Genomic DNA, 22,010 nt, shown 5'->3' with positions numbered 1-22,010 from the left:
TATTGCCTACATAGTCAAGAAAACGACCGAATCGCTAGTTTTTGTCCTGAAGTAGAAACCAGGACTACTGTATTTTAGTAGTGCTGGCAAATAGTTAAGAAGTTTGTTACTAGTGAGTAATTAAGATAAACGAACGGCGCTGTGTTAGAAGAACGTGCGATCGTGCGATTCGCTCGCTATAAGCATGTTAGGTGTTTCTCAAGTTTGGAGTTCAAATGGGGTTTAAGTTTTGGTTCGTTAGAGCATTAAAAGTATTTCTTGGAGTAGCAGCCTTACTTTTTATAGTTGAGTTGCTTAAACAGCATTCAGTCCAAGAAGCATTAATTTTTGCTTGTACTTGGTCTTCAATCACAACAGCAATATTCATATGTTCAAGACTTTATCAATCACGAAAAGGTGTAGAGTGCGCTTTGTGTAATGATATTCCAGAAAAAAATGATAAAAACACCTAACAAGTGACTAAGGTTATGAGCGTCCGCAATTGGCACAAACCGGAAATAGAAACACTTCAATAAACCCCATATTTATTCATAAAGGCTTTTAAAGCCTTTATGTGATCAATTTATAAACTCACCTACTAAATTTACCTAAAGCTAATCTTACTTAATTTAAGAACTCCATGAGATTTATAAATCTCGACTTGAGGGGCACAGTTTAGAGGCTTAATAAGATAAATGAATCTCGATTTATATGGCACAACAGAAGGCTTTAATAAGATCTATAAATCTCATTTTGAGTGGCATAATTTGCATGAAATTCAAACAATTCTCAAGCTGCCGTAAAATCTCATTTTAAGTGGCCCTGCCCACAAATGATCGGCGCCATATAACTTGAGAATCTCAGCCATGTAATAAGATTTCAAAACAATAACTTAGCTTGTGTTCTTTATCGGTACTGCGCCTCTTAAATTGAGAATTATTTATAGCTAAAAACTGCCCCAACACAAATTCTCATCCAGCCAAAAAGTTCTCATTCTGCCTTGCAGATTCTCATTCTGCCACTGAAGAACTCTGACTTGATTTTAATGAGCACATAATTAAGTAGATTCTGTATTCGGTAAATTAGTGGCGAACACTATACGCTAATATTTACTTAGTAAAAGTGTAGTAAATCGATTAGAAAATGGATTTTTAGGATAAAGAGAAATGAAGCCATTTAAGTGAAAGTTAAAATGCAGATATGCGAAGCTTCATTTGTAATGTTGAGTTAATTCAAATTTGGTTTGATTTAGGTTTAGTTATGGATGAAGTTACTAAACCTTTATTAAAAAAGGGAAAGTTAAACTTATTGATATTCAGTCGATTAGTTTTAGTGAACTGCCGGTATTGTTATTAATAAAGCATAGACCGAGAACATGTCTCGGCCTAAAAATTAAAGTTGAAATTACAAAGTACTAAATGTCGAGTGATAGCTGTTTGTTTTGCGTTTTCGCCAACTTCAAAGTATCACAATTAAGTATACGTTTTGAATTATTGCCATGAATGTAAACGGGCCTGAGCTTACCGGTATTAATCAACCTCATTAGTTCTACCTTTGGTATACCGGTGACTTCAGCTACGTTTGCAACGGACATCGTTTTATCTCTTATAAGTTGAGTATGTAATTTACAAAAGGTATCGAATGCTTCAGGCAAAACGTGTATGGAATGCATTAAGTCTAATGAAGGTTTGTATGTTATTGATAATTCTTTATTTTTAGCAGCTATCAGTACATCAGTTATACAGATATTATGAAGAGCCATAAAGCGACGTAGCTCAGAAAGGGGGACGTAATCTTTATTGTGGCTGAACTCGGCTAAAAAGGTATAAACACCTGATATTTCAACGCGAGTATCTGTTCTTAAGGCCTTTTTTGAATCAGTTCTTATCAATCCAACTTCGACTAAAAGAGCGATTTGTTTAAAGGTTATCCCAATTATAGAGGAGGCTGTTTGAGCTTCAAACCAAAGCTGAGTTATGGGAGCTTTTGAACGAATATACTCGCTATTATACATTTCATATAGTGTGGATAATGACCCCCATTCACATAGCAAATTCTGAACAATAATTTCAATTTTGTGAAACTCAATGTTCAACGGTAGATCTGTTGGTACACGTTTAGCCCTTTCACTTAAGAATACTCTAGCACTATCTGGGTTATTAAGAATATCAGCCGCTCTATTTAATAATGTGGAGGTAATCTCCTTTGGTGGGAAACTCGTTCGTGTATTACTATCGTCAACTATCACTTTAGCTATGAGGTATGCATCGTGGACTTGTTCAGGTGATTTTAATTGATTATTCAATGGCATATGCGTTAAGCGTAAGCCGCACAAAGGTGATGTGCAGCGGCCATTTAGAAGATTAATGGTAAATTGCAGCGGTGAATTGCAATGAGGGCATTCGGATAACAGGGCACACTCATGAATAATACAGTGTCGTAAAAATGGATTTTGCCACTGGGCCCTAAAATACCCATATTGGTTAACACAATCTGGACAAACTTGTGGCGTTAGCAATCTCGCATGTGTCCAGCACTTTATCTTTAATGATGATAAAGTGCGAGTTATAGGAATAAGGTGATCAAGGAGTCCGTTCTTTGTTGATCTACCTTTGATGATACTGGTTAGCATAGCCTTATTGAGTACGCGAGATTCTGATTGTATGCCATTTCTTTTAAGTAAACGAAGTACATAACCAATACCTGACTCCGCTTCATAGTAAGAGGGTTTTATTGGGAAACGCATTAGCATAACCCCGAATAGAACTGACTTCTAAGGTTTTTATCTTGCTCATTTAGATATGCATCTAATTGTTTTTTTGTTAAAAGTTCATAATCAAATGGATTGACAGCCCCAATTGCATATTTCTCAAAGTTTTCAAATAAGGCTTCTATAAGCTGATCATAGTTTTTTGCATTTCGTGTGTTATTACGTAAAAATAAATCGCGCATTGTACTCATGGTGTGCTCACTGTACGCAAGGTAAATACGATCAAGTAGCTCACTGTGCTCATCCTTTGTTAAATTTGGCAACCCAACTTGTTGAATGAACCAATTACAACAGGCAATCCAGTTTTTCGTTTTAGGAAGGATTGGCTTAATTTCAATGGGGCGCATTTGTCGACGAGACATCTGCTCGTCATCGTCAAATTTACCGGCGGTTCTACCAAATGTAATAAGGCGCTTAGCACTGCTTGTACCGGCGAAAATAATCGAACAACGGATCTTGTTGCTATCGATCAGATAGCAAAAATATTTAATAATTCGTTGAAACTCTATCCCATCATAACTTGAGGCAATATTCTGAATTTCATCAAGAATGATTAGCTCCACTTCTAGGCCTTTGAGAAGTGAGATAAGTTGGGCATCCAATTCAGCTGCAGTAGTGCGAGAATTTTGTGTTGTTCCGTCTAGCTCTGAAATTAAAAATCGAGTTATCTCTGCAGTACTTTTTTTAAACTCCTTAAAAGCGACATAAAAGATTGGTTTTGTCGTTTTTTCTGGCTTAGTAACAGGTAAAAACTGAGCGTGATACTGCTTTAATATATACGTCTTGCCAGCACCCGAGGCACCATAAATAAGTTGAGCTCGTTTATCCTCTGAAGGTACGTGATACATATTGTGGATTTCCGCTATCCTTTGCCATATCTTCATTTGTATGTCACATGCGAAAATTGTACTGGGCATAGTTACCATTGTTTTTCATTTCCTTCATCATCATTATAACGGGTAGAGGCCATTTCTCTGGTTTTGCTCACTATCGTATCTGCGTAGGTATCTTGTTCACCTGAGTGCGATATCTGTGATTTAAGTTCATTCACTTTATGAGATTTTTTTATTCGCTCTACAATGGATAAGTTCTCTTTCGTATTTTTATTGAAAGACGCTACCTTTGGGCCTCTGTGCTGTTTGCGTTTGGGCTTTTGCTTTACGAATTCAGTTATTTCACCGACATAGTGACCAGTAGGAGTATGGGAGAAAGTTTCTGTATATATTCCGAGTTGGGTCAGAGTTTGATTGCCATTTAGTTCAGCAAAGCTGACTGGTAGTTTAGTATCATGATGGTCAATATTATCAGCCACTATTTCCACAGGATTGTTCTCGCCAGGCAGTGTTGCTTGAACTGTTACTTTTCTGGCATCTAGGTCGTCATGAAACACATAAACAGAGGGGTTTTCACCCAGCTCCATGTCTGTTTTAGTAGCCGCGTATAGTTGTTTTAGCTCATCACTGTAATAATCTTGACCTAAACATCTGATAGTTCCACGTTGCTGTAATTTATGTGAGGCCTGGGCTCTGGACACGTGGAAGCAATGTTGTAGCTGATCATATGTGAATGAAGGCATAGGCGTATCAATAATGGACTGATTCCATTTTTTGATAGGCGTATGGCCAGCCTGTTTATGGTGTTTGTGCATGTATTCTGTCAAAAATATATTCAGTAGCTTTGTAAAATCAGATACTTTTATATCCGCACGTTTAGCTAATGGAATTGTGTCGAGTGAGTTCGGGTTAGTACGTTTACCTGAATAACTTTGAAATCCAATACTCGTCTCACCACTTTGCGTTTCAATCTTCATACCCGAAAAAAAGTGATCTCTTAATACGTTAAAAAATGACTCAATGAATGGCTTTTTAGCAGGTTGATTTGAAGGTGTATAATGAATATTTAACTCAAGTCGCTCCGCAGCCTTTTTTATCAAACGATTATTAAACCCTGGGCCATTATCCATAATCAATGTAGTCGGTTTACGTCCATTCATTGTAAGATTACTATCCGCCATAAATATTTGACGTAAAAGGTTAAGCCCACCGGCAGAGTTTTCAGGTTCAAAGCTAAGCACCACAGAGATAGGTGCGCGTGTGTAAACGTCTATTGCTACATACAAAGAAATAGGCGGTGTCGGTAGACCTGTTTTATCATCAATTAAACACATATTTAGCACAACACGGTCGCATTCAACGCGTTGCATTGCGTAATAGGTTTTTATTCGTTTACGTAGCGTTGTTAGTCGCTTATTGATTTCCGCTTGTGAAAGACCTTTAAAATTAGCAAGTTTTTCGGCATCAGTAAGCTCTTGTAACCGGCGGTAAAAGGTGCGTTGTGATGCGATTTGAATCTCATTATTTTTCAAGCTAGCTTCTTGCGCTTCTCGTTTATAGTTACTGTAATATGCGCCTTTGAAAGCAGAGTTATTACACGAATAGACGGTAGCGATGTAGTGCTGTATGAAAGCCTCAGTGGCCGCATTTAGCCGTATAGGCCTATTACGCTTCACTCCCGCAAGCGCTTCATCATTAAAATCTGATTGAACCCATACGCGCCAATGGCGACATACCGTTTTCCATTGCGGGTGTTTTGTGGCTATAGTTGCAGGATGTTGACTCTCGACTCGTTTGATGAGCTCATCATATGTCTTCTTGGTTGTAGCAGGGTATCCTTCACTAACCAGTTCTTTCAAGATAGATTGATAAACCAATCGTGATGTAACCGTTAACTTTTGATATTCTGTTAGTTCAATATGTGGATGCTGTGCGCTTCTTAATATAAAGCCTTGATCATCAATTGATTTCTCAAAGTCGTCTCGAGGTAATAGGCGCTTCTTAGTCTCTATACCATCACCGGAAAGGAGTATTGATGTACTGTCAACAAACGCAATAGATTCAACGTTACCGTACTTATTAGTCAAGTCAGTACCCGTAGCATATCCGATCATTTGAGGTGACCTCGCATCAATGTAGTAGAGGCGTTTAACGGCTTCTCCATATCGAATTTATATACATTTGATGCAATTAGTCCATAAGCCTCTGCCACTGGGTTTTTAGCTATACCCTCCAAGCATTCGATGAGTTCACCAAAGGTTAAATCTCCATCAGGCAGCATTGTTAATGGGAATGAATGCTCCGAGTAATACATTGTTATCAGATTAAGGTTCGCCATAAAGATAGTATTGAGCTTATCGACGATGATTAACCGTAAACCTATTTGTGCTTTTTTTCGGGTGTACTCATTAAAAAGATGAATTTTCGAGTGATACTCTTTATCAACCTGAGACTCATGATGAACTTCAATATATTCAGCGAAGCCAGAATGATATAGGACTAAGAAGTCGGGTGTATAGCGGTAAACTTTTTTGTCTATAGTCACTTCTATTTGCTCAGGCTGGGTGGCAAACAGCTTCACATTAGGGTCACATTCCAGTTTAAAAGCCAGGATCAGCTCCTGAAATGACTCGGGATTAAGTGCGCACTGATTTTTATGGGAGTAAAATCGTATAATAAATCGACCTCTGTGAACGTTAGCGTTCGTCTTTGTAACGGTCATAATTTTACCTCCCAAAAAATAAATGTCTTTACACTATAGATAATGGGTGATAAATTAAAAGGTTTATCTTTAGAATAGTTGTTCTTGGTAAGCATTTTTACATTATTCCTTTCGTCATAATTAGGCTTATCAATCCTTGGAGCCACTGAAAATTTTGTTTTATTTTCAAGGGTTAATCTCACTTTAAAATTCAAAAGTTAAGTTCAATGTTTTTTCTACGGGCAAATTATTTATTCTCAAAAAAAATTTATCTTTAAAGTACTGTGAAGGTTTATCGAGTTGTTTTTACCTTATCCAAACCGATTTTATGTTTGTGTTTAACGTGACGTTGTTATGTTCAAGTAAAACACCCAAAGCGTAATTAATATTTAGCGTTACTCCCAAAAGCTTAAATTTAAAATTTCACACCTAGCCCCAGCAAGGTTAATGCTTTTCAAAAGGCAGTCGCTATGATTGCAGATATCGCAAAAATAGAGAAGGTTAAACTGGTCTGACCTCTTGGTATCTTCTTTGAATCTGGTTTTAAAATTCAACAAAGTGCCAATAAAATTAATCCTGGGTTCATATATGCTTCATTATTTTTGTGTTTTTTTAAGAAAAAAGAGGGGGTGTTCTCGCTTATTAGGTTAAGGTTAATGGAGGCTTAAATTTTTTTACAAACAAGATGGAGTGATATATGAAACACAAGCCAGAGGGGTGGGTTGTTTTAACGTTTCAAACTATAGATAGCAAACCCTGCTATGTGTTGTTTTGTTCATGGAAAAATGATGATGAATGGAGAGTAAGCTCAGGTTCAATGGTTCTACCTCACTTATCACCCTGTGGGAATTATTGGATTTGGCCTCAAATATCAGGCTCTGTTTATGAGCTTCCCGTTGATGAAGAAAATGGCTATACCTTTTACACCGGCGCTGTATTAGATGAATTATTAGTAAAAGGGTATCGCGATGGCACTCAGCTAAAACGCATTGCACTTAAAGATATTATGGAAGATAAATAAGGCGATTAACGCCTTGTAATCTATCTATTATATTTTACTTTTGGGGGTCGTGAGCTCTACATAATGGAAGATATTTAGGGGCTTTGGTAGGCAAAGATGAGAATCTGTATTATGTAAATGTTGCTAGTTTTATATTAAAAGCTAATAAATGAATACATTAAAAGCTAATAAATGAATACAGTAAAAGCTAATAAATGAATACAGTAAAAGCTAATAAATGAATACAGTAAAAGCTAATAAATGAATAGAGTATAGGTATAACTAATGCGCACTCCTTTAGTAATCCAGCCTAATAAAATTTGGCTAATATCCAATGAGGTTCTGCTTGCGTTGCCGAAGGAGTTGATATTCTGGCTTCATTAATCTTTAATAAGCACAAATATTACTTCACAAAGGATTACTTATGAGAAAAGAACTCGATATTTATAAATTGCACAAACCAGATAGAACATACGATATAATTGACCTAGATATCGTATCGATGGCAGACCAAATTGCCGAAGAAAATAACCTCAGTTATAAAGAAGCAGTAATATTAGCCAAGATTGGCTTTCCAAGCGGCAAAACTAGAATAACGGATATAGTCAAAAACGGATTTAGCTGCAAAGTTGAAAAAGAAGCTTTATAGCAAGCCTACGACGTAAACTTATTTTCGAATTACCTTGTTTTGAACCATAAAGCGTATATTGCCCTAGGGAACTATCTGCAAGTTTACGGGGAATTTATACCGCTTAGGTGTGATAAAGAGCTAATTTTATTTAATCCACTCGTTTTCGAAGAAGAAGACGAATTTCTTACTGAAAAGGCTTACCTGAATGGTATTGAGGATGGCCTCAAATCCTTATCATTTAAATCAGACAAACATCTTGTTTTCAAATCATGCATTCAAGGCGGGACAGCACTTTATTGCAATGCTGAGTTTAAATCTCTGATTAATGAAAATAACTTAAGCGGACTTTCTTTTAATAGTGATTTAGTTAGCATTTTTGCTTAACAAGATAAGCGCGGAATGAATTCATTTAATAAGACCTAACCAAAACTGTCAGATTTGAACAAATAGAGTCAACCAAATCGAACAGACGCATTTGTGCCATGAGCTGCCTTTCCGATTTAACTCATTTCTGCCCCAAGACGAGTTAACGTAAATGCTCTAAGGGCAGCTTTTAGTGAAAACCAGTCATTGTAGTTCGAGCAATTTTACTTCGTATTGATATACTAATGTCATGATTAAAGTTGATTTTATGGTTGGACGATGAAAACAATAGGCAAGTTGGCTAAAGAACTTGATATAGGCGTAGAAACTATACGGTTTTATGAGCGGGAAGGCTTGATAAAACAGCCTCAAAAACCTCAAAATGGTTATCGTGTCTATGACGACTCAATCACCAAACAATTACAATTCATCTGTAAGGCCAAAGCACTTGGCTTTACTCTAAAAGAAGTGGCTTCATTGATGTCAATGGATGGCGATTGTGCCAAAGTAGAATCCCTAGGCTTGCTGAAATTGAACGTAATTCAAAATAAGATAGCTGACCTTCAACGCTTAGAAGTCGTCATAAAAGAAATGACTAATTCATGCCGCAACAATAACGATCAATCCCACTGCCCAATAATCGATTCGCTAAAATAGTATTGACTCCGTACCTACCTACGGAGTTCATACTCAAATCATTCAAATAATGTTAGACGTTAAAAATGATTAATAAGATTTTAGATAAAGTTAGCTCAGGTGGTGTTTGGCTTGCGGCTCTTAGTTGTACGGGGTGCTTCCCCGCACTCGGCTCGTTAGCATCAGCATTAGGATTAGGCTTTCTCTCTCACTTTGAGGGAATTGCTGTAAATACCTTGTTACCTATATTTGCAACTCTGGCATTGTTGGTAAATTTGTATAACTGGTATAAAAACCAAAATCATGCGAGAGGTATTCTTGGGGTTATTGGCCCTATAGCGGTTTTGTTAACCCTCTATCCACTATGGCAATACGAATGGAGCACTTATTTGTTTTATGTAGGTATTTGTTTGATGATTGTAATGTCCGTATTAGACATTGTTAAACCTTTGAAGGAGCAAACATGCAAAGTATAGAGTTAAATTCTACCATTACTTGCCCTGAGTGTGGCTTCAGTAAAACTGAAGAAATGCCAACCAACGCTTGCCAGTGGTATTATGAATGTGAATCTTGCAAAGTTCTCCTAAAGCCTTTGAAAGGCGATTGTTGCGTATATTGCTCTTATGGAACAGTGAAATGCCCGCCAATTCAAGAAGGTCAAAGTTGTTGCGATAGCTAAATGACAGTCTATTAATGGCAATGAGAAGGCATAAAAAGAAATAGTGAAATGTCAGCAATCGTATCATTGCAGCCTTTATCACTAAGTCACTCAAGGGCTGCTTTTGGCACAGAGCCGTCCTTCAGCTCTAACTCATTTTTGTCCAAAAACGAGTTTACCCGACCCTCCGCTTTTCGCTCAAATAAGACCCCGAAAAATGGCTCATATAGCTATCTAGGCCAACGCTTTCAAAAACAGAAGTATATTTCCGATAACTACCTTTGAATTCCTATAAACGGAAGTTTGCTTCCGAAATATAGCAATATTGGGTTAGAAACCGGAAGTTTACTTCCGTTTTGTACTTTAAGTTTATAAACCGGTGTTTAATGAAAGCTGGGAAGTCTAGAGGTACAAGCAAACATTGGGTTATTAAATTTAATAATTAGCTTTTAGCTAAATTTAGAAAAACTTTAAAGCTGGTAGTTTGATTATTTGAACTGACCTCTATATTTCCACCGTTTGCTTGCGCTAGAGCTTTAACTATTGCAAGCCCTAAACCAGCTCCATCGCTGTGTCGTTGGCGCGATTTATCGGGTCGATAAAAGCGGTCAAATAAATAAGGTAAATGCTCAGAAGGTATTCTCTCCCCAGTATTAATCACTGAAATACATATTTTATCAGCGGTAAATATTTCACTATTTACTGTGATTGATGAGCCTTTTGGGGCATACCTTATTGCATTGGATAGGAGGTTTGATAATAATTGGCGAAAGTGTAATTTGTCACAATAAAAACAAAGGTTTTGACCTTTTTTCTTAAATGTAATCAATGAGTCTTCAGCCAAAGCATCAAAGTACTCAAATAATGCTTCAATTTCATCATGGCTTTTTAGAGTATTTTGAACGGGTTTAACCAGTCCATTCTGAGTTTTTGCAAGCCAAAGCATATCACTAACCATCTTAGTTAGTCGTTCCAGCTCTTCTAGATTAGAAAACAATAATTCTTGATACTCTAACAACTGTCTTTTTTTAGATAAACCAACCTGTGTTTGAGTGATTATATTTGTTAGTGGAGTACGTAACTCATGCGCAATATCACTAGAGAAATTTGATAAACGAATAAATTCACCTTGGAGCCTGTCGAGCATCGAGTTAAACGACTGCACCATATTAACAAGCTCAATAGGCACTTTATTTTCATCAAGCCTTACATCCATCTTATTAGTTTGGATGTCATGCATTTTCTGACTCAAACCTCGTAAAGGGTTCAATCCTTGATGTATAGCAAACCAAGCCACCAATAAAATGAGTACCGCAGAGCCAAACATAATAGCCCAAAGACTTTGTTGAAATTGATTGAGAAAGTGTAAATGAAAGCTCATGTCTATCGCTGTAGTAATTTTGTATTGCTGTTGCCCAGTACTTAAATTACTCACCAGAGCTCGGTAGGTGTGGGTATCATTTTGCCATGAGGTAATGTTGTTACGGTTAAAGCCAGCTGAAGCATTAGCACTCATTACAAAATCACTAAAATCTCGTTCAGAACTTTGAAAAATGAGCTCTCCTTTTGCGGTATTTACCTGATAGTAAACACCGTGATGACCCGCTACAGCGTTAGATAATTCATTTTTAAGTTTCAGGTTTGATTTATACTGTTGTCTTAAAACTAATTCAATAGATTGATTAATAACATGCAGTTCACTACTATCTTGCTGGAAAAAATGATGTTTTATCGAACTATTTATTAAGGTGGCAACTAAAGTTAAGCACGCAATAACGGTTACAGCGACAAACAACACAACACGCATCGTAAGTGATAAAGGCCGTGACTTAATAGCCATCAGTTTCAACCTCTAATTTATAGCCCATACCACGAACCGTATGAATTAATTTAACAGTAAAGTCATCATCAACTTTTGCTCTTAGCCTACGAATGGCAACATCAATCACATTGGTGTCGCTATCAAAATTCATATCCCATACTTGAGAAGCAATTAACGAACGTGGCAGTACTTCACCTTCGCGCCGTAACAATAGTTCAAGTAAGCTAAACTCTTTATTACTCAATAAAATACGCTTGCCTGCACGTTGTATTTTTCGCTTTGGAATATCCATTTCTAAATCAGCAACTATCAGTATATCGTCAACTGTTTGTACTACACCACGGCGAATAAGAGTGCGTACTCTTGCTAAAACTTCAGCAAAAGCAAAAGGCTTTATTAAATAGTCATCAGCACCAAGTTCGAGCCCCTTTACTCTATCGTCTATACTATCGCGAGCAGATAAAAATAGTACTGGGGTTTTGTTATCTGCTTCACGTAGCGACTGTAAAATTTTCCAACCGGATACGTCAGGTAACATGACATCAAGTATTATTACATCAAATAAGTCGGTCATTGCTAGGTGATGACCGTCAAGTCCATTGCGCGCCAAAGAAACCTGAAAACCAGCTTCACTTAGTCCCTGTTTTAAATAATCTCCTGTCTTTGATTCATCTTCAACAACTAATAAGCGCATACAATTCCTTCATTAAAGTCCTAACAACTACCTCTGCAAATATTATGCAGTATCTGTCACTACAGCAACATGACACCAACATTACAACTTTGTAATGTTCGCGTCATGTTTAAGACAGGTCTATTTTCTATACTCAATACATATTCTGGTATGAAGGAGTAAGGAAATGGGGTTTAAAAAGTCATCACAACAGGTTAGCACACCACGAAGACGATTTGTTCAAGGCTTAATTGCAGGAGGTGTACTTGCTGCTTTTCCGAGTGTATTACATGCTGCATCATCTTTAGTAGCAGGAACAATAACAGGCACTGTGCCCGAACTTAGCGGCAAAGTAATTGATCTGGTTATAGATGAATCGCCGGTTAACTTTACTGGCGTAGTACGTATGGCGACAACTATCAATGGCTCTATACCCGCCCCTACCTTGCGCCTCAAAGAAGGCGATGACGTTACTATTAGAGTAACAAATAAGTTATCAGTACCGAGTTCAATTCATTGGCATGGCATTATTTTACCGTATCAAATGGATGGCGTACCTGGTATCAGTTTTAAAGGCATTATGCCTGGCGAAACCTTTGTTTATAAATTTAAATTACAACAAAGCGGTACATATTGGTATCACTCACATAGTGGCTTTCAAGAAATGACTGGCATGTACGGTGTATTAATTATTGAACCGCGAGAAAAAGATATTATTAGTGCAGATAACGAGCATGTTATTCAATTATCTGATTGGACTGATGATGACCCAATGGCGCTGTTCCGCAAATTAAAAATACAGAGTGATGTATTTAACTTCAATCAGCCCACTGTTCCAGAATTTTTTGATGACGTTTCAAATAGCGGTGTTTCGAATGCTTTGCAACGCCGCAAAATGTGGAATCAAATGAGAATGAATCCTACAGATTTAGCTGACTTATCTGCATCAGCAATGACCTTTTTAATGAACGGTAGTACGCCAATGTCAAATTGGCGAGGAATGTTTAAAGTTGGAGAAAAAGTAAGACTTAGGTTTATTAATGGCTCAAGCAATACTTTTTTTGACGTTCGTATTCCCGAACTAAAACTAACAGTTGTACAAGCTGATGGGCAAAACGTTGAACCAGTGACAGTTGATGAATTTAGATTCGGCCCTGGTGAGACCTACGACGTAATTGTTGAGCCTAAAAATGATGCCTATACGATTTTTGCTCAAAGTATGGATCGCTCTGGTTACGCAAAAGGAACTTTATCAAGCTCGCCTAATATTGATGCGCCAGTACCTGCACTTGACCCTGTTGAATGGTTAACGATGACCGATATGATGGGCAATATGACCCACGGCGGTGAGCATTCTGCAATGGCAGGTATGGCTGGCATGTCAGGTATGAACTCTAAAGAAATGGATCATAGCGCTATGGAGCACGGTGCAATGGCGATGGATCATAGCAAACATGGTATGTCTGAAAACCCATTGGCAGTTGCCAGCCCTAAAGTGCGTCATGCCAAAACGGAGTATGGAGCTTCAGTTGATATGCGCGTTGATATGCCTAGAACAAATCTTGATGATCCTGGTATTGGTTTACGTAAAAATGGTCGCCGTGTTTTAACACTTGCAGATTTACACTCACTTGAAGGGATCACTAACCAGCAAGAGCCAGAAGCTGAAATTGAGTTGCATTTAACCGGAAATATGGAACGTTATAGCTGGTCATTTGATGGCTTAGAATTTGGTAAAAGCACGCCAGTGCATATGAAGCATAACCAACGTTTAAGAGTTATTTTACAAAACGATACCATGATGACGCACCCTATGCATCTGCATGGTATGTGGAGTGATTTAGAAAACGAGCAAGGTGATGTGCAAGTGCGACGTCATACAATACCTGTTCAACCCGCACAAAGAATCAGCTTTTTAACCACCCCTCACGATGTAGGGCGCTGGGCTTGGCATTGCCATTTATTATTCCATATGGATGCCGGCATGTTTAGAGAGGTAGTCGTATCATGAAACAATTAAAACTATCTAAATCATTTAGTTTATTAATGTTAACTGGGGCTTCATTAATTAGTTTCCCTTTATTAGCGCAAAGTGAAATGGCACAAATGAATAGCGCTAAGATGCAACCACAAGGAGGAAGTGCACCTAAAGATGCAAGAGACCCCCATGCTTACTCTGCGGGAACAACTTTAACAGAAGGCCCATATGCGCTTGAGGGCAATGAGCGATTAACACTCGCTGATGAGCATCCATTTTACGCATTACTAGGCGATCGTCTTGAATATAACGAGCAAGCAAACGCAGGTGTATTTGACTTACAAGCATGGTACGGCACTACCTTTGATCGATTGGTAATTAAAACCGAGGGTGATTTCAGCGAAGGAAGTATTGAAGAAAACCAAACCGATATTTTATGGGGTCATGCCGTATCAGCATATTGGGATACTCAAGCAGGTGTTCATCTTGATTACAATAAAGAAGGTGAAAATCGGCAATGGTTGGCTTTTGGCTTACAAGGTTTAGCCCCTTATTGGTTTGAACTTGATATGACAGCATACGTAGGTGAGCGAGGCAATACCGCATTTACGTTAGAGGCAGAGTACGAACTACTACTCACGCAAAAGCTAATTATACAACCGCGAGCCGAAATTACACTTTATGGCAAAAACGATAAACAAAACGAGCTTGGAAGTGGCCTATCAAGCAGCGCGATTGGCTTTAGGGTTCGTTATGAATTTACACGCCAGTTTGCGCCCTATATTGGCGTTGAATGGAGCAATAAATTTGGCAATACCGCCGACTATGCCACATCAAGTGGACAAAGTAGCAACAATACTGCATTTGTTGCGGGTATTAAATTTTGGTTTTAATCATTTTAAATAAGAGGTAATTATGAAGTTTTTTAACTCTGCAGTAGCCATTTTAGGTTTAGTGCTTACATTTTCCGCATCAGCGCATATATCACTCAAGCAATCAATACCTGCACAAGAAGCCATGTTAATGCAAGGACCAGAGGAACTTTCGTTAATTTTTAGTGGTGAAGTAAGGCTAGCAAAAGTCATCATCAAAGATGAAAAAAATAAAACAATAAACTTTGATTTCAAACCCAGCGCCACCCCAAGCACAGACTTTAATTGGTCATTACCGAGCCTAGCCCAAGGCACTTACACGGTTAAATGGACAGCACTGGGTGGTGATGGACATAAAATGACTGGCACGTTTAGATTTATGGTACATAAAAATGAATCGCATAAGATGATGCAAGAACAATCTAATACCCACAGCAAACATAATCATTAAGTAGCAACATCATGCAATTAAGTGAATGGTCAGTGCTCTTACTATTATTAAAACTAGCAAGCTATATAGCAATTGTAGGGCTTGCGGGCACTTTATTAATGCGCTTTATGTGTGGCAACAGCAATGTTGCAGAGCATCACTTAATTAGCTTTCATCAGTTCTTAAAACGTTGGCAAATTACGTGTGTAGTTACAGGTAGTATTGCTGCACTTTTACAAGTACCTATAGAAGCTGGAGCAATGGCTGAATCAGGCTTTATGGGAATGTTTGACCCCTTTATGCTTGAAATTGTTTGGCAATCAGTCATAGGTGACCAAGCAAGGTTTAGAATACCAGCGCTTATTATTGCTCTAATTAGCGCATGTATGTGGAATGTGGAATCAGATGATAACGTAGCAGGTTATAAAAACGGTGCCGTTATACTCATCATGCTTGGGTTTATCGCTTATAGCTTCACTTTTACTGGGCACAGTGCAAACGAAAATGGGTTAGTGAAAAGTATTTTAACCTTTCACCTTATTGCCATTGCGAGCTGGTTAGGGTCATTGTGGCCGCTTTACAAAAGCTGCACTTTACTACCTACCAGTGAAGTAAAGCGGTTAATGCATTACTTTGGTCAACTCGCTATTGTTATTGTATTTGTACTACTTATTTCGGGCTTAACTCTGCTCCTGCGGTACCTAGAGTCATTTTCTGCATTGTTTACATCAGATTATGGGCAACTAATTTTATTAAAGCTGTTACTCGTCAGCGCGATGCTGTTCCTAGGTGCATGGCATAAGCTTTTTTTAGTCCCGCAAATCACTCAACAACACCATATAAGTATATTAAAACGCTCGATTACTGTTGAAATAGTAATTGCCCTGTTTGTACTTATTACAACAAGTGTATTTACCACACTTGTTGGTCCGCCTATTTAACGATTAATAAAAAGGGAAACGTATGTTAATTAAATCCTTTAATTTAAAAATTTTATTGCTACTAATTTTTAGCACTGTTAGTTCTTTTACTGTTAGTGCACATGACGATGAAAAATATTCAAAAAAAGGCAAGGCCTTTGTCAATGTTGATAGCGAGGCTGCAAAAACAGTCAGCCTATTTCATGCATCTCTAAAACAAGGCAATCGCGAAGCTGCACGTAAATTACTGGCCGACGATGTCATCATTTTTGAAGGCGGAAGTGTTGAGCGTTCTGCAGATGAATACGCGAAACATCATATGATAGCGGATATGAAATTCTTAAGTGCTGTTAATAGTGAACTACTAGAGCATCAAGTTTACACAAATGGAGACATAGCTTACTCAATTTCAAGAAGTAAAACTCAAGGAAAGTACAAAGGAAAAGATATTAAGTCTATGGGAATGGAATCAATCACATTAAAAAACACCGATACAGGTTGGAAAATCACTCATATTCATTGGTCAAATTAAGGAGTTAACAATGCGAGTAATCTACATTACCTCAGCGTTATTTTTATCATTAACTATGTCATTTTCGGCGATAAGTATCGAAAAACAACATAAAGCATTAATAACTTATGAGAATTCAGAAAAACCTAAAATTGAGCTTACCGTTTATAAAAGTAAAAATTGTGGATGTTGTAATAAGTGGATTGCTCATTTGAGCGAAAACAATATTCAAACAAAAGCAATTAACGTCAATGACATGGGGACGATTAAATCTCAGTATCAAATAAAACCAAATATGCGGTCATGCCATACAGCCGTTTCAGCCGATGGATTTGTATTTGAAGGTCATGTTCCCGCCAAACATATAAAACAGTTTTTAGCTGAACAACATCCTGAAAAGACGATAGGGCTCTCTGTTCCCTCTATGCCTGCTGGTACGCCAGGTATGGAAATGGGCGATCGCTTTTATAAATATAATATTGAAATGCTTACGCACGATTTACAGCAGAATACTTATAAGCATATTAGCAAATACGCTGAGCAGTTTTAACACTTATGGCACAACTCTTGATGTAATATTAAACATTGATTCAATGATTAAATATATAGTGGGTTTACGCCTAATAACCTGTAAGAATTACCCATTGGTATAAATGATATACAAAGTAAATGATATACAAAGTAAATGATAGAAAGGAGCCATCTAATGTCGCAGTATTTAAAGTTTTTCTTAATGATAGCCACATCAACATTAGTCATGTTTGTACTGATGTATTTGAATACTTATCAGCTAAGTCATGTTTTTTTTAGTGAAACTCGTACTTATATGGCGCTTTATATGGGAGCCATGATGGCAGTGATAATGCTACTTTTCATGCTCAATATGTATAAAGATAAAAAGAAAAATATAACAGTACTCATTGCTAGTGTTACCGTATTTGCGGGAAGTTTATTTTTAGTTCGATCACAAGCGACTGTTGATGATAGCTCATGGATGTCGGCGATGATCCCACATCATTCAATTGCAATACTCACCAGTGAAAGGGCAAAAATCAAAGATAAGCGAGTCCAAGAGCTTGCAACAAATATTATTGAGGCACAGCGTCGTGAGATTAAAGAAATGCAGTGGTTACTAAAGGATATAGAGAAAAATGGCCTAGCAGAAACTCAGGAGCAAGCACAATCTAGGACCGTACCGGATTTTAATGCTAAGTAAAATTTTATACCAATACATAAAATGGAGCTAAACATGAGTAAATCAGCCCAACTTTTTAGAATGGCCACAGATGAGCATATTTGTCCGTTTGGTTTAAAATCAAAAGACCTACTAGAGCGAGAGGGATATACAGTTGATGATCAGCTATTAACTTCTCGAGAGCAAACAGATGAATTTAAAAAACAACACAGTGTAGAAACTACACCTCAAACATTTATTGATAATAAACGTATAGGTGGCTATGACGACTTACGCGATTACTTTGATAAGCCAAAAGCTGGGCAAGAAGGTACAACTTACACGCCCGTGATTGCGATTTTTTCGGTTAGTTTTTTGCTTAGTGTGGCATTTAGTTTTGCAGCGAATAATAGCTTATTATCAATGCAAACCGCTGAACTGTTTGTAGCCCTAACAATGGCAGTGTTAGCAATACAAAAGCTTCAAGACTTATTTAGCTTTACTAATTCATTTATAACCTATGACTTAGTCGCTATGAAAGTAGTCAGGTACGCCTATGTTTACCCATTTTTAGAAGCATTTGTTGGCATTGGAATGATAGCCGGATTACCAGCCTATATTATTGCCCCTATTTCATTGTTCATAGGTGGGGTTGGTGCTGTTTCAGTGATAAAAGCAGTCTATATAGATAAACGAGAGTTAAAATGTGCGTGTGTAGGCGGTGACAGTAACGTACCACTAGGGTTTATCTCCCTAACAGAAAACCTGTTTATGATCGCTGCCGGTATTTGGATGTTTGTTAAGTAAACAACAGCTTTAATTTAAAAACATGATGATGTACTAGTGTGATTACCAAGGGATTATGTCGCTCTAATTACCGAGCGACTTTGTCGTAAATAGCATATCAGCTGTACTAGCTCATATCAGATCTTACAGTTTAAGTGAATAAGTTTAGACTTCATCAGGCAGACTGCTATGAGCGAGAAGCAGACGTCCATACAAACTCGTTTTTGGACATAAATACGTTAGAGTATCTAATCAGTAACGTCCTTTGTTGAAGCGTTTGTTAGGATTCTCTTCGACTAGGGTGAACTTTTTCTTTCAATATAGTAGTCAATTGCGCAAGGTTTAACGGCTCATAAGACAAAGTTTGTCTTATTAGTTCAAATGCACTTAACATTCTTTTATGACCGTCAATTGAAGGGCAATGACTATTGAAGCTCCGACCACTAAACTCTTGAAATCTTTCCAATTCGTTAACTAGAAACATTGCTGTTCCCATATACTCAGTTTCATTATTACCATCAAAACCAATGAATTTGGGGTCTTTACCAAAATAAGGAACGTCAGATTCTAGTTTGGCTTTTTCTTCTTCGTTCAGCTTGCTATAGGCGTGTTCTATAAAGCTCCACATATCTAAAATATCAACAACCTCTTTAACAATTTCAGGATCGTCCGACTCTTCAAATGGAATGCCACTGTATTTCCATTTTACGCCCCATAGTTGATCACTGAAAATAGCTGATTTAATAAAATCTGGTTCTATTTCACCTTTAACATCTAATTTTTCATAAAGCTCGCTAAGCATTAAAACAATTAATTTTTCGCCGTCTGATAATTTCATAGTTTTTCCTTTACTTTTTCCTTAAGCCCGTTCTTTTTTTTCATCGGAAAGCTGTTTAACAAAGGGCATAAAGTTTTGAATTTTGTAGTAGATACTTTTGCCATAATTTTTTTTGTCTTCAAAATTAATTGCTTCAGACAATGATTCAATGTCATCTTTTAAATCATTACAAAGTTCTTTTGCTTTGTTCTCAAAAAAATCAGTGAAATGACCGCTTTGTTCAAAAATGAAACTAGCATACACCTCAACTTCTTTTGCAATATCAGCGCAGTTAACTCCCTTGAGAAGTTTGGCATTACATGAAGGACCGACTTTTGACACAACAGATAAAACACGCTTTGTTTCGGAGTGAACTTGCGATACTTCAACCATTTTTCTACGGCTTATAAGTTCATCACGAAGCTTTTCTGCTTTACTGGCTGCGTTTACCGATTTCTTAGCTTCGACAAATGCCCATACAGCACCACCTATTGAAGCGATAGATCCGATTATTGAAATGACACTTTCCATGCTCAAAATTTGACACCTTTCTCCGTGAAGCCTAACGGCGTATTACCGAAAATTCCCGTTAACACTCAATGTGTCAATTTCCAGAATTATCAAAATACGATTTTTATTAATTTAATTATTAATAACTTACACATAGCCTAAAGGAATTACAATTTTTTTAGACTCTCCTATAACCGAGAATTTACTTATTCGAGAATGGGTAAAAGTACATTACGAAAACACGCATAAAAAATAGCTTTGAAATTAACAACTTAAATTTTATGAAAATTTTAACGAGAAGCTAATTATATTACATAACAAGAATTGATTATTTATTCATTCATTAATACTTTGAATACCTGCTTCGCTCAAAGCTGTCCTTAGAGTATTTACGTTAACTCGTCTTGGGGCAAAAACGAGTTGGACTGCCGAGCTTTCATTAGATACCTACTTATAATCTTAAAGTACAAAACGGAAGTAAACTTCCGGTTTCTAACCCAATATTGCTATATTTCGGAAGCAAACTTCCGTTTATAGGGATTCAAAGGTAGTTATCGGAAATATACTTCTGTTTTTTGAAAGCGTTAACCTAGATAGCTATATGAGCCATTTTTTGGGTCTTATTTGAGCGAAAAGCAGACATTGACCGTTAATCGTTTCAACGACGGCAATTAGCCATACGTTGCATGTTTGCTCCCTTACTGGTTTTACGATATCCAAAACCGACATAACGACCATTAAGCAAATACCAAAGTAAAATAGGTATGTGCTCCAATCATATAGCCAAAGAGGATAAAGCGTTAATAGCACTGCTACAGGCCCTAGAATGCTGAAGACAGCTCTGGTATGGTTTTTATTTTTGTGCCAGTTGTATAAGTTTACCAATAGTTCCAAAGATGCAAAAATAGGTAAAAGCGTATTTACAGCTATTCCTTCGAAGTGAGAGAAGAAGCCTAGTCCTAATGCCGATGCAAGTGACCTTAATGCAGGGAGGCAGGCCGTGCCGCTAGCCAAACGCCACTAGAGCCTACTCTGTCTAATATTTTATTTATCATTTGAAAGTCTATTGGTTGATATTACCATCATTCTAAACTCCGTATACAAGTACGGAGTCAATCATTTTAATGAGTCAATTATGGGGCAATGTGTTGGATCTTCGTTTTGCATACAGGTATTTGTCATACCCACAATTACTTTCTCTAAACGTTGAAGGTCATTAATTTTGTCTCGAATGATTGCTAACTTTTGTCGGTTTAATAGCTCAACTTGAGCGCAGTTGCTGTCCATAGACATTAGCGATTTTATTTCTCTTAACGTAAAGCCGAGCGCTTTGGCTTTTGTGATAAACCTAAGTTGTCCTGCTATTGATTCGTCATATTGTCTATAACCAGATATTGGTTTTTCAGGTTGTGTAATCAGTCCTTCTCGTTCATAAAAACGAATGGTTTCTACATTTAAATTTAATGATTGTGCTAATTTGCCAATGGTTTTCATTATTGCCTTTGTGAATACTACTAATCTAAAGTTATATTTAGTTCAACTATCTAATGACTTGATAATGCCACAGACTTCAATTGTACCGTCAGACCCGCAAGAGCTTGCCATTAGTTTTAACTCTTTTTTGAGTGCATTCAATTCCTTCATTCGTTGATTAACTAAAGTTAGTTGCCGATCAATTAATGCATTTACACTAGAGCAACTCTCCTCTGGCTTGTTTTTTAATTCAATGAGTCGCTTAATATCATTAAGCGGAATATCTAAACTTCGACAATGCTTTACGAACTCTAGCTCTTTAAATGCCTTATTAGAATACAACCTGAAATTCCCTTCAGTGCGATCAGGATCTGACAGCAAGCCCTCCTTTTCATAATATCGGATGGTTTGTACTGAATACCCCGATGTTTTCGATAACTCACCAATTTTCATAAAATTTCCAAATAAACTTG

The 22,010-nt window shown here is 37.3% G+C and carries 26 protein-coding genes; 15 read left to right on the top strand and 11 right to left on the bottom strand.

Annotated features, from left to right (window positions below):
- Positions 1-215: 215 nt before the first annotated feature.
- Positions 216-452, top strand: a complete 237-nt coding sequence (locus AAEU30_RS12885; protein WP_421960826.1) for a hypothetical protein — start codon at positions 216-218, stop codon at positions 450-452.
- Positions 453-1,393: 941 nt separating this feature from the next.
- On the opposite strand, the gene AAEU30_RS12880 is transcribed toward AAEU30_RS12885, so the two are convergent.
- From AAEU30_RS12880 to AAEU30_RS12865, 4 genes are read right to left on the bottom strand one after another with little or no spacing between them, the layout of a single operon-like run.
- Positions 1,394-2,725 (bottom strand): TniQ family protein, encoded by a 1,332-nt coding sequence (locus AAEU30_RS12880; protein WP_139129352.1) that lies wholly within the window; start codon positions 2,723-2,725, stop codon positions 1,394-1,396.
- Positions 2,725-3,633 (bottom strand): TniB family NTP-binding protein, encoded by a 909-nt coding sequence (locus AAEU30_RS12875; RefSeq protein WP_164834667.1) that lies wholly within the window; start codon positions 3,631-3,633, stop codon positions 2,725-2,727. The genes AAEU30_RS12880 and AAEU30_RS12875 overlap by 1 nt, the downstream gene beginning before the upstream one ends.
- 35 nt (positions 3,634-3,668) lie before the next feature.
- Positions 3,669-5,696 (bottom strand): TnsB C-terminal domain-containing protein, encoded by a 2,028-nt coding sequence (locus AAEU30_RS12870; protein WP_214552594.1) that lies wholly within the window; start codon positions 5,694-5,696, stop codon positions 3,669-3,671.
- Positions 5,693-6,163 carry a TnsA endonuclease N-terminal domain-containing protein gene (locus AAEU30_RS12865; protein WP_421960825.1) on the bottom strand — a complete coding sequence of 157 codons (471 nt, stop codon included), beginning with the start codon at positions 6,161-6,163 and terminating at the stop codon, positions 5,693-5,695. The genes AAEU30_RS12870 and AAEU30_RS12865 overlap by 4 nt, the downstream gene beginning before the upstream one ends.
- An 817-nt stretch (positions 6,164-6,980) precedes the next feature.
- Between AAEU30_RS12865 and AAEU30_RS12860 the strand changes: the two genes are divergently transcribed.
- The 6 genes from AAEU30_RS12860 to AAEU30_RS12835 all read left to right on the top strand — a co-directional run bounded on the left by AAEU30_RS12860 (position 6,981) and on the right by AAEU30_RS12835 (position 9,592).
- On the top strand, positions 6,981-7,304 hold the full coding sequence (locus tag AAEU30_RS12860) for a hypothetical protein (protein WP_069438783.1): 324 nt from the start codon (positions 6,981-6,983) through the stop codon (positions 7,302-7,304).
- Positions 7,305-7,707: 403 nt separating this feature from the next.
- Positions 7,708-7,932, top strand: a complete 225-nt coding sequence (locus AAEU30_RS12855; protein ID WP_069438784.1) for a hypothetical protein — start codon at positions 7,708-7,710, stop codon at positions 7,930-7,932.
- 39 nt (positions 7,933-7,971) lie between these two features.
- Positions 7,972-8,298: a hypothetical protein gene (locus AAEU30_RS12850; RefSeq protein WP_055011433.1), complete on the top strand. Its 327-nt coding sequence runs from the start codon at positions 7,972-7,974 to the stop codon at positions 8,296-8,298.
- 258 nt (positions 8,299-8,556) lie between these two features.
- Positions 8,557-8,934, top strand: a complete 378-nt coding sequence (locus AAEU30_RS12845) for a MerR family transcriptional regulator (protein WP_010557530.1) — start codon at positions 8,557-8,559, stop codon at positions 8,932-8,934.
- 65 nt (positions 8,935-8,999) lie between these two features.
- The gene (gene merC / locus AAEU30_RS12840) at positions 9,000-9,389 is read left to right on the top strand and encodes an organomercurial transporter MerC (RefSeq protein ID WP_024601094.1); all 390 of its coding nucleotides are present in this window, start codon (positions 9,000-9,002) and stop codon (positions 9,387-9,389) included.
- Positions 9,377-9,592, top strand: a complete 216-nt coding sequence (locus AAEU30_RS12835; RefSeq protein ID WP_076916053.1) for a GDCCVxC domain-containing (seleno)protein — start codon at positions 9,377-9,379, stop codon at positions 9,590-9,592. Before merC ends, AAEU30_RS12835 begins: the two co-directional genes overlap by 13 nt.
- A 421-nt stretch (positions 9,593-10,013) precedes the next feature.
- Here AAEU30_RS12835 and AAEU30_RS12830 read toward each other — a convergent pair whose 3' ends face one another.
- Positions 10,014-11,411, bottom strand: a complete 1,398-nt coding sequence (locus AAEU30_RS12830; RefSeq protein WP_024601570.1) for a heavy metal sensor histidine kinase — start codon at positions 11,409-11,411, stop codon at positions 10,014-10,016.
- On the bottom strand, positions 11,401-12,087 hold the full coding sequence (locus tag AAEU30_RS12825) for a heavy metal response regulator transcription factor (protein WP_004588805.1): 687 nt from the start codon (positions 12,085-12,087) through the stop codon (positions 11,401-11,403). The genes AAEU30_RS12830 and AAEU30_RS12825 overlap by 11 nt, the downstream gene beginning before the upstream one ends.
- A gap of 166 nt (positions 12,088-12,253) precedes the next feature.
- On the opposite strand from AAEU30_RS12825, the gene AAEU30_RS12820 reads away from it, so the two are divergent.
- The 8 genes from AAEU30_RS12820 (at position 12,254) to AAEU30_RS12785 (ending at position 18,758) form a co-directional block, all read left to right on the top strand.
- The gene (locus AAEU30_RS12820; RefSeq protein ID WP_069439209.1) at positions 12,254-14,077 is read left to right on the top strand and encodes a copper resistance system multicopper oxidase; all 1,824 of its coding nucleotides are present in this window, start codon (positions 12,254-12,256) and stop codon (positions 14,075-14,077) included.
- Complete coding sequence (locus AAEU30_RS12815) at positions 14,074-14,937, top strand: copper resistance protein B (protein WP_069439208.1); 864 nt, start codon at positions 14,074-14,076, stop codon at positions 14,935-14,937. The genes AAEU30_RS12820 and AAEU30_RS12815 overlap by 4 nt, the downstream gene beginning before the upstream one ends.
- A 22-nt stretch (positions 14,938-14,959) precedes the next feature.
- Positions 14,960-15,367 (top strand): copper resistance CopC family protein, encoded by a 408-nt coding sequence (locus tag AAEU30_RS12810; RefSeq protein WP_004588802.1) that lies wholly within the window; start codon positions 14,960-14,962, stop codon positions 15,365-15,367.
- A gap of 11 nt (positions 15,368-15,378) precedes the next feature.
- Complete coding sequence (locus tag AAEU30_RS12805; RefSeq protein WP_064387014.1) at positions 15,379-16,287, top strand: CopD family protein; 909 nt, start codon at positions 15,379-15,381, stop codon at positions 16,285-16,287.
- Positions 16,288-16,309: 22 nt separating this feature from the next.
- The gene (locus AAEU30_RS12800) at positions 16,310-16,798 is read left to right on the top strand and encodes a YybH family protein (RefSeq protein WP_008109928.1); all 489 of its coding nucleotides are present in this window, start codon (positions 16,310-16,312) and stop codon (positions 16,796-16,798) included.
- 10 nt (positions 16,799-16,808) lie between these two features.
- Positions 16,809-17,327, top strand: coding sequence for a DUF411 domain-containing protein (locus tag AAEU30_RS12795; RefSeq protein ID WP_064387012.1), 519 nt, complete (start codon positions 16,809-16,811; stop codon positions 17,325-17,327).
- A gap of 156 nt (positions 17,328-17,483) precedes the next feature.
- The gene (locus AAEU30_RS12790; protein ID WP_024032683.1) at positions 17,484-17,993 is read left to right on the top strand and encodes a DUF305 domain-containing protein; all 510 of its coding nucleotides are present in this window, start codon (positions 17,484-17,486) and stop codon (positions 17,991-17,993) included.
- A gap of 33 nt (positions 17,994-18,026) precedes the next feature.
- Positions 18,027-18,758, top strand: coding sequence for a MauE/DoxX family redox-associated membrane protein (locus tag AAEU30_RS12785; protein WP_273605393.1), 732 nt, complete (start codon positions 18,027-18,029; stop codon positions 18,756-18,758).
- Positions 18,759-19,017: 259 nt separating this feature from the next.
- On the opposite strand, the gene AAEU30_RS12780 is transcribed toward AAEU30_RS12785, so the two are convergent.
- The 5 genes from AAEU30_RS12780 to AAEU30_RS12760 all read right to left on the bottom strand — a co-directional run bounded on the left by AAEU30_RS12780 (position 19,018) and on the right by AAEU30_RS12760 (position 21,990).
- Positions 19,018-19,575 (bottom strand): YfbU family protein, encoded by a 558-nt coding sequence (locus AAEU30_RS12780; protein WP_421960824.1) that lies wholly within the window; start codon positions 19,573-19,575, stop codon positions 19,018-19,020.
- A 21-nt stretch (positions 19,576-19,596) separates the two neighbouring features.
- Positions 19,597-20,085 (bottom strand): hypothetical protein, encoded by a 489-nt coding sequence (locus AAEU30_RS12775; RefSeq protein WP_055011428.1) that lies wholly within the window; start codon positions 20,083-20,085, stop codon positions 19,597-19,599.
- A 576-nt stretch (positions 20,086-20,661) separates the two neighbouring features.
- Positions 20,662-21,078 carry a MerC family mercury resistance protein gene (locus AAEU30_RS12770; RefSeq protein WP_235575552.1) on the bottom strand — a complete coding sequence of 139 codons (417 nt, stop codon included), beginning with the start codon at positions 21,076-21,078 and terminating at the stop codon, positions 20,662-20,664.
- Between the two features lie 102 nt (positions 21,079-21,180).
- Positions 21,181-21,558 (bottom strand): MerR family transcriptional regulator, encoded by a 378-nt coding sequence (locus tag AAEU30_RS12765; RefSeq protein ID WP_004588890.1) that lies wholly within the window; start codon positions 21,556-21,558, stop codon positions 21,181-21,183.
- A 42-nt stretch (positions 21,559-21,600) separates the two neighbouring features.
- Positions 21,601-21,990: a Cd(II)/Pb(II)-responsive transcriptional regulator gene (locus AAEU30_RS12760; RefSeq protein ID WP_004588889.1), complete on the bottom strand. Its 390-nt coding sequence runs from the start codon at positions 21,988-21,990 to the stop codon at positions 21,601-21,603.
- Between the last annotated feature and the right edge of the window lie 20 nt (positions 21,991-22,010).

Source organism: Pseudoalteromonas mucoides (genome assembly GCF_049257175.1).
Classification (GTDB): domain Bacteria; phylum Pseudomonadota; class Gammaproteobacteria; order Enterobacterales; family Alteromonadaceae; genus Pseudoalteromonas.
This window is presented reverse-complemented; position numbering and strand designations above follow the sequence as displayed.

Bases quoted from the DNA above. Each gene is read 5' to 3' on its own strand.
- AAEU30_RS12870 (WP_214552594.1), bottom strand. From the start codon at position 5,696: ATGATCGGATATGCTACGGGTACTGACTTGACTAATAAGTACGGTAAC.
- AAEU30_RS12795 (WP_064387012.1), top strand. From the start codon at position 16,809: ATGCGAGTAATCTACATTACCTCAGCGTTATTTTTATCATTAACTATG.
- AAEU30_RS12875 (WP_164834667.1), bottom strand. From the start codon at position 3,633: ATGAAGATATGGCAAAGGATAGCGGAAATCCACAATATGTATCACGTA.
- AAEU30_RS12780 (WP_421960824.1), bottom strand. From the start codon at position 19,575: ATGAAATTATCAGACGGCGAAAAATTAATTGTTTTAATGCTTAGCGAG.
- AAEU30_RS12760 (WP_004588889.1), bottom strand. From the start codon at position 21,990: ATGAAAATTGGTGAGTTATCGAAAACATCGGGGTATTCAGTACAAACC.
- AAEU30_RS12855 (WP_069438784.1), top strand. From the start codon at position 7,708: ATGAGAAAAGAACTCGATATTTATAAATTGCACAAACCAGATAGAACA.
- AAEU30_RS12825 (WP_004588805.1), bottom strand. From the start codon at position 12,087: ATGCGCTTATTAGTTGTTGAAGATGAATCAAAGACAGGAGATTATTTA.
- AAEU30_RS12785 (WP_273605393.1), top strand. From the start codon at position 18,027: ATGAGTAAATCAGCCCAACTTTTTAGAATGGCCACAGATGAGCATATT.
- AAEU30_RS12805 (WP_064387014.1), top strand. From the start codon at position 15,379: ATGCAATTAAGTGAATGGTCAGTGCTCTTACTATTATTAAAACTAGCA.
- AAEU30_RS12885 (WP_421960826.1), top strand. From the start codon at position 216: ATGGGGTTTAAGTTTTGGTTCGTTAGAGCATTAAAAGTATTTCTTGGA.
- AAEU30_RS12775 (WP_055011428.1), bottom strand. From the start codon at position 20,085: ATGGAAAGTGTCATTTCAATAATCGGATCTATCGCTTCAATAGGTGGT.
- AAEU30_RS12800 (WP_008109928.1), top strand. From the start codon at position 16,310: ATGTTAATTAAATCCTTTAATTTAAAAATTTTATTGCTACTAATTTTT.
- AAEU30_RS12880 (WP_139129352.1), bottom strand. From the start codon at position 2,725: ATGCGTTTCCCAATAAAACCCTCTTACTATGAAGCGGAGTCAGGTATT.
- merC (WP_024601094.1), top strand. From the start codon at position 9,000: ATGATTAATAAGATTTTAGATAAAGTTAGCTCAGGTGGTGTTTGGCTT.
- AAEU30_RS12790 (WP_024032683.1), top strand. From the start codon at position 17,484: ATGTCGCAGTATTTAAAGTTTTTCTTAATGATAGCCACATCAACATTA.
- AAEU30_RS12765 (WP_004588890.1), bottom strand. From the start codon at position 21,558: ATGAAAACCATTGGCAAATTAGCACAATCATTAAATTTAAATGTAGAA.
- AAEU30_RS12845 (WP_010557530.1), top strand. From the start codon at position 8,557: ATGAAAACAATAGGCAAGTTGGCTAAAGAACTTGATATAGGCGTAGAA.
- AAEU30_RS12810 (WP_004588802.1), top strand. From the start codon at position 14,960: ATGAAGTTTTTTAACTCTGCAGTAGCCATTTTAGGTTTAGTGCTTACA.
- AAEU30_RS12815 (WP_069439208.1), top strand. From the start codon at position 14,074: ATGAAACAATTAAAACTATCTAAATCATTTAGTTTATTAATGTTAACT.
- AAEU30_RS12820 (WP_069439209.1), top strand. From the start codon at position 12,254: ATGGGGTTTAAAAAGTCATCACAACAGGTTAGCACACCACGAAGACGA.
- AAEU30_RS12830 (WP_024601570.1), bottom strand. From the start codon at position 11,411: ATGGCTATTAAGTCACGGCCTTTATCACTTACGATGCGTGTTGTGTTG.
- AAEU30_RS12835 (WP_076916053.1), top strand. From the start codon at position 9,377: ATGCAAAGTATAGAGTTAAATTCTACCATTACTTGCCCTGAGTGTGGC.
- AAEU30_RS12860 (WP_069438783.1), top strand. From the start codon at position 6,981: ATGAAACACAAGCCAGAGGGGTGGGTTGTTTTAACGTTTCAAACTATA.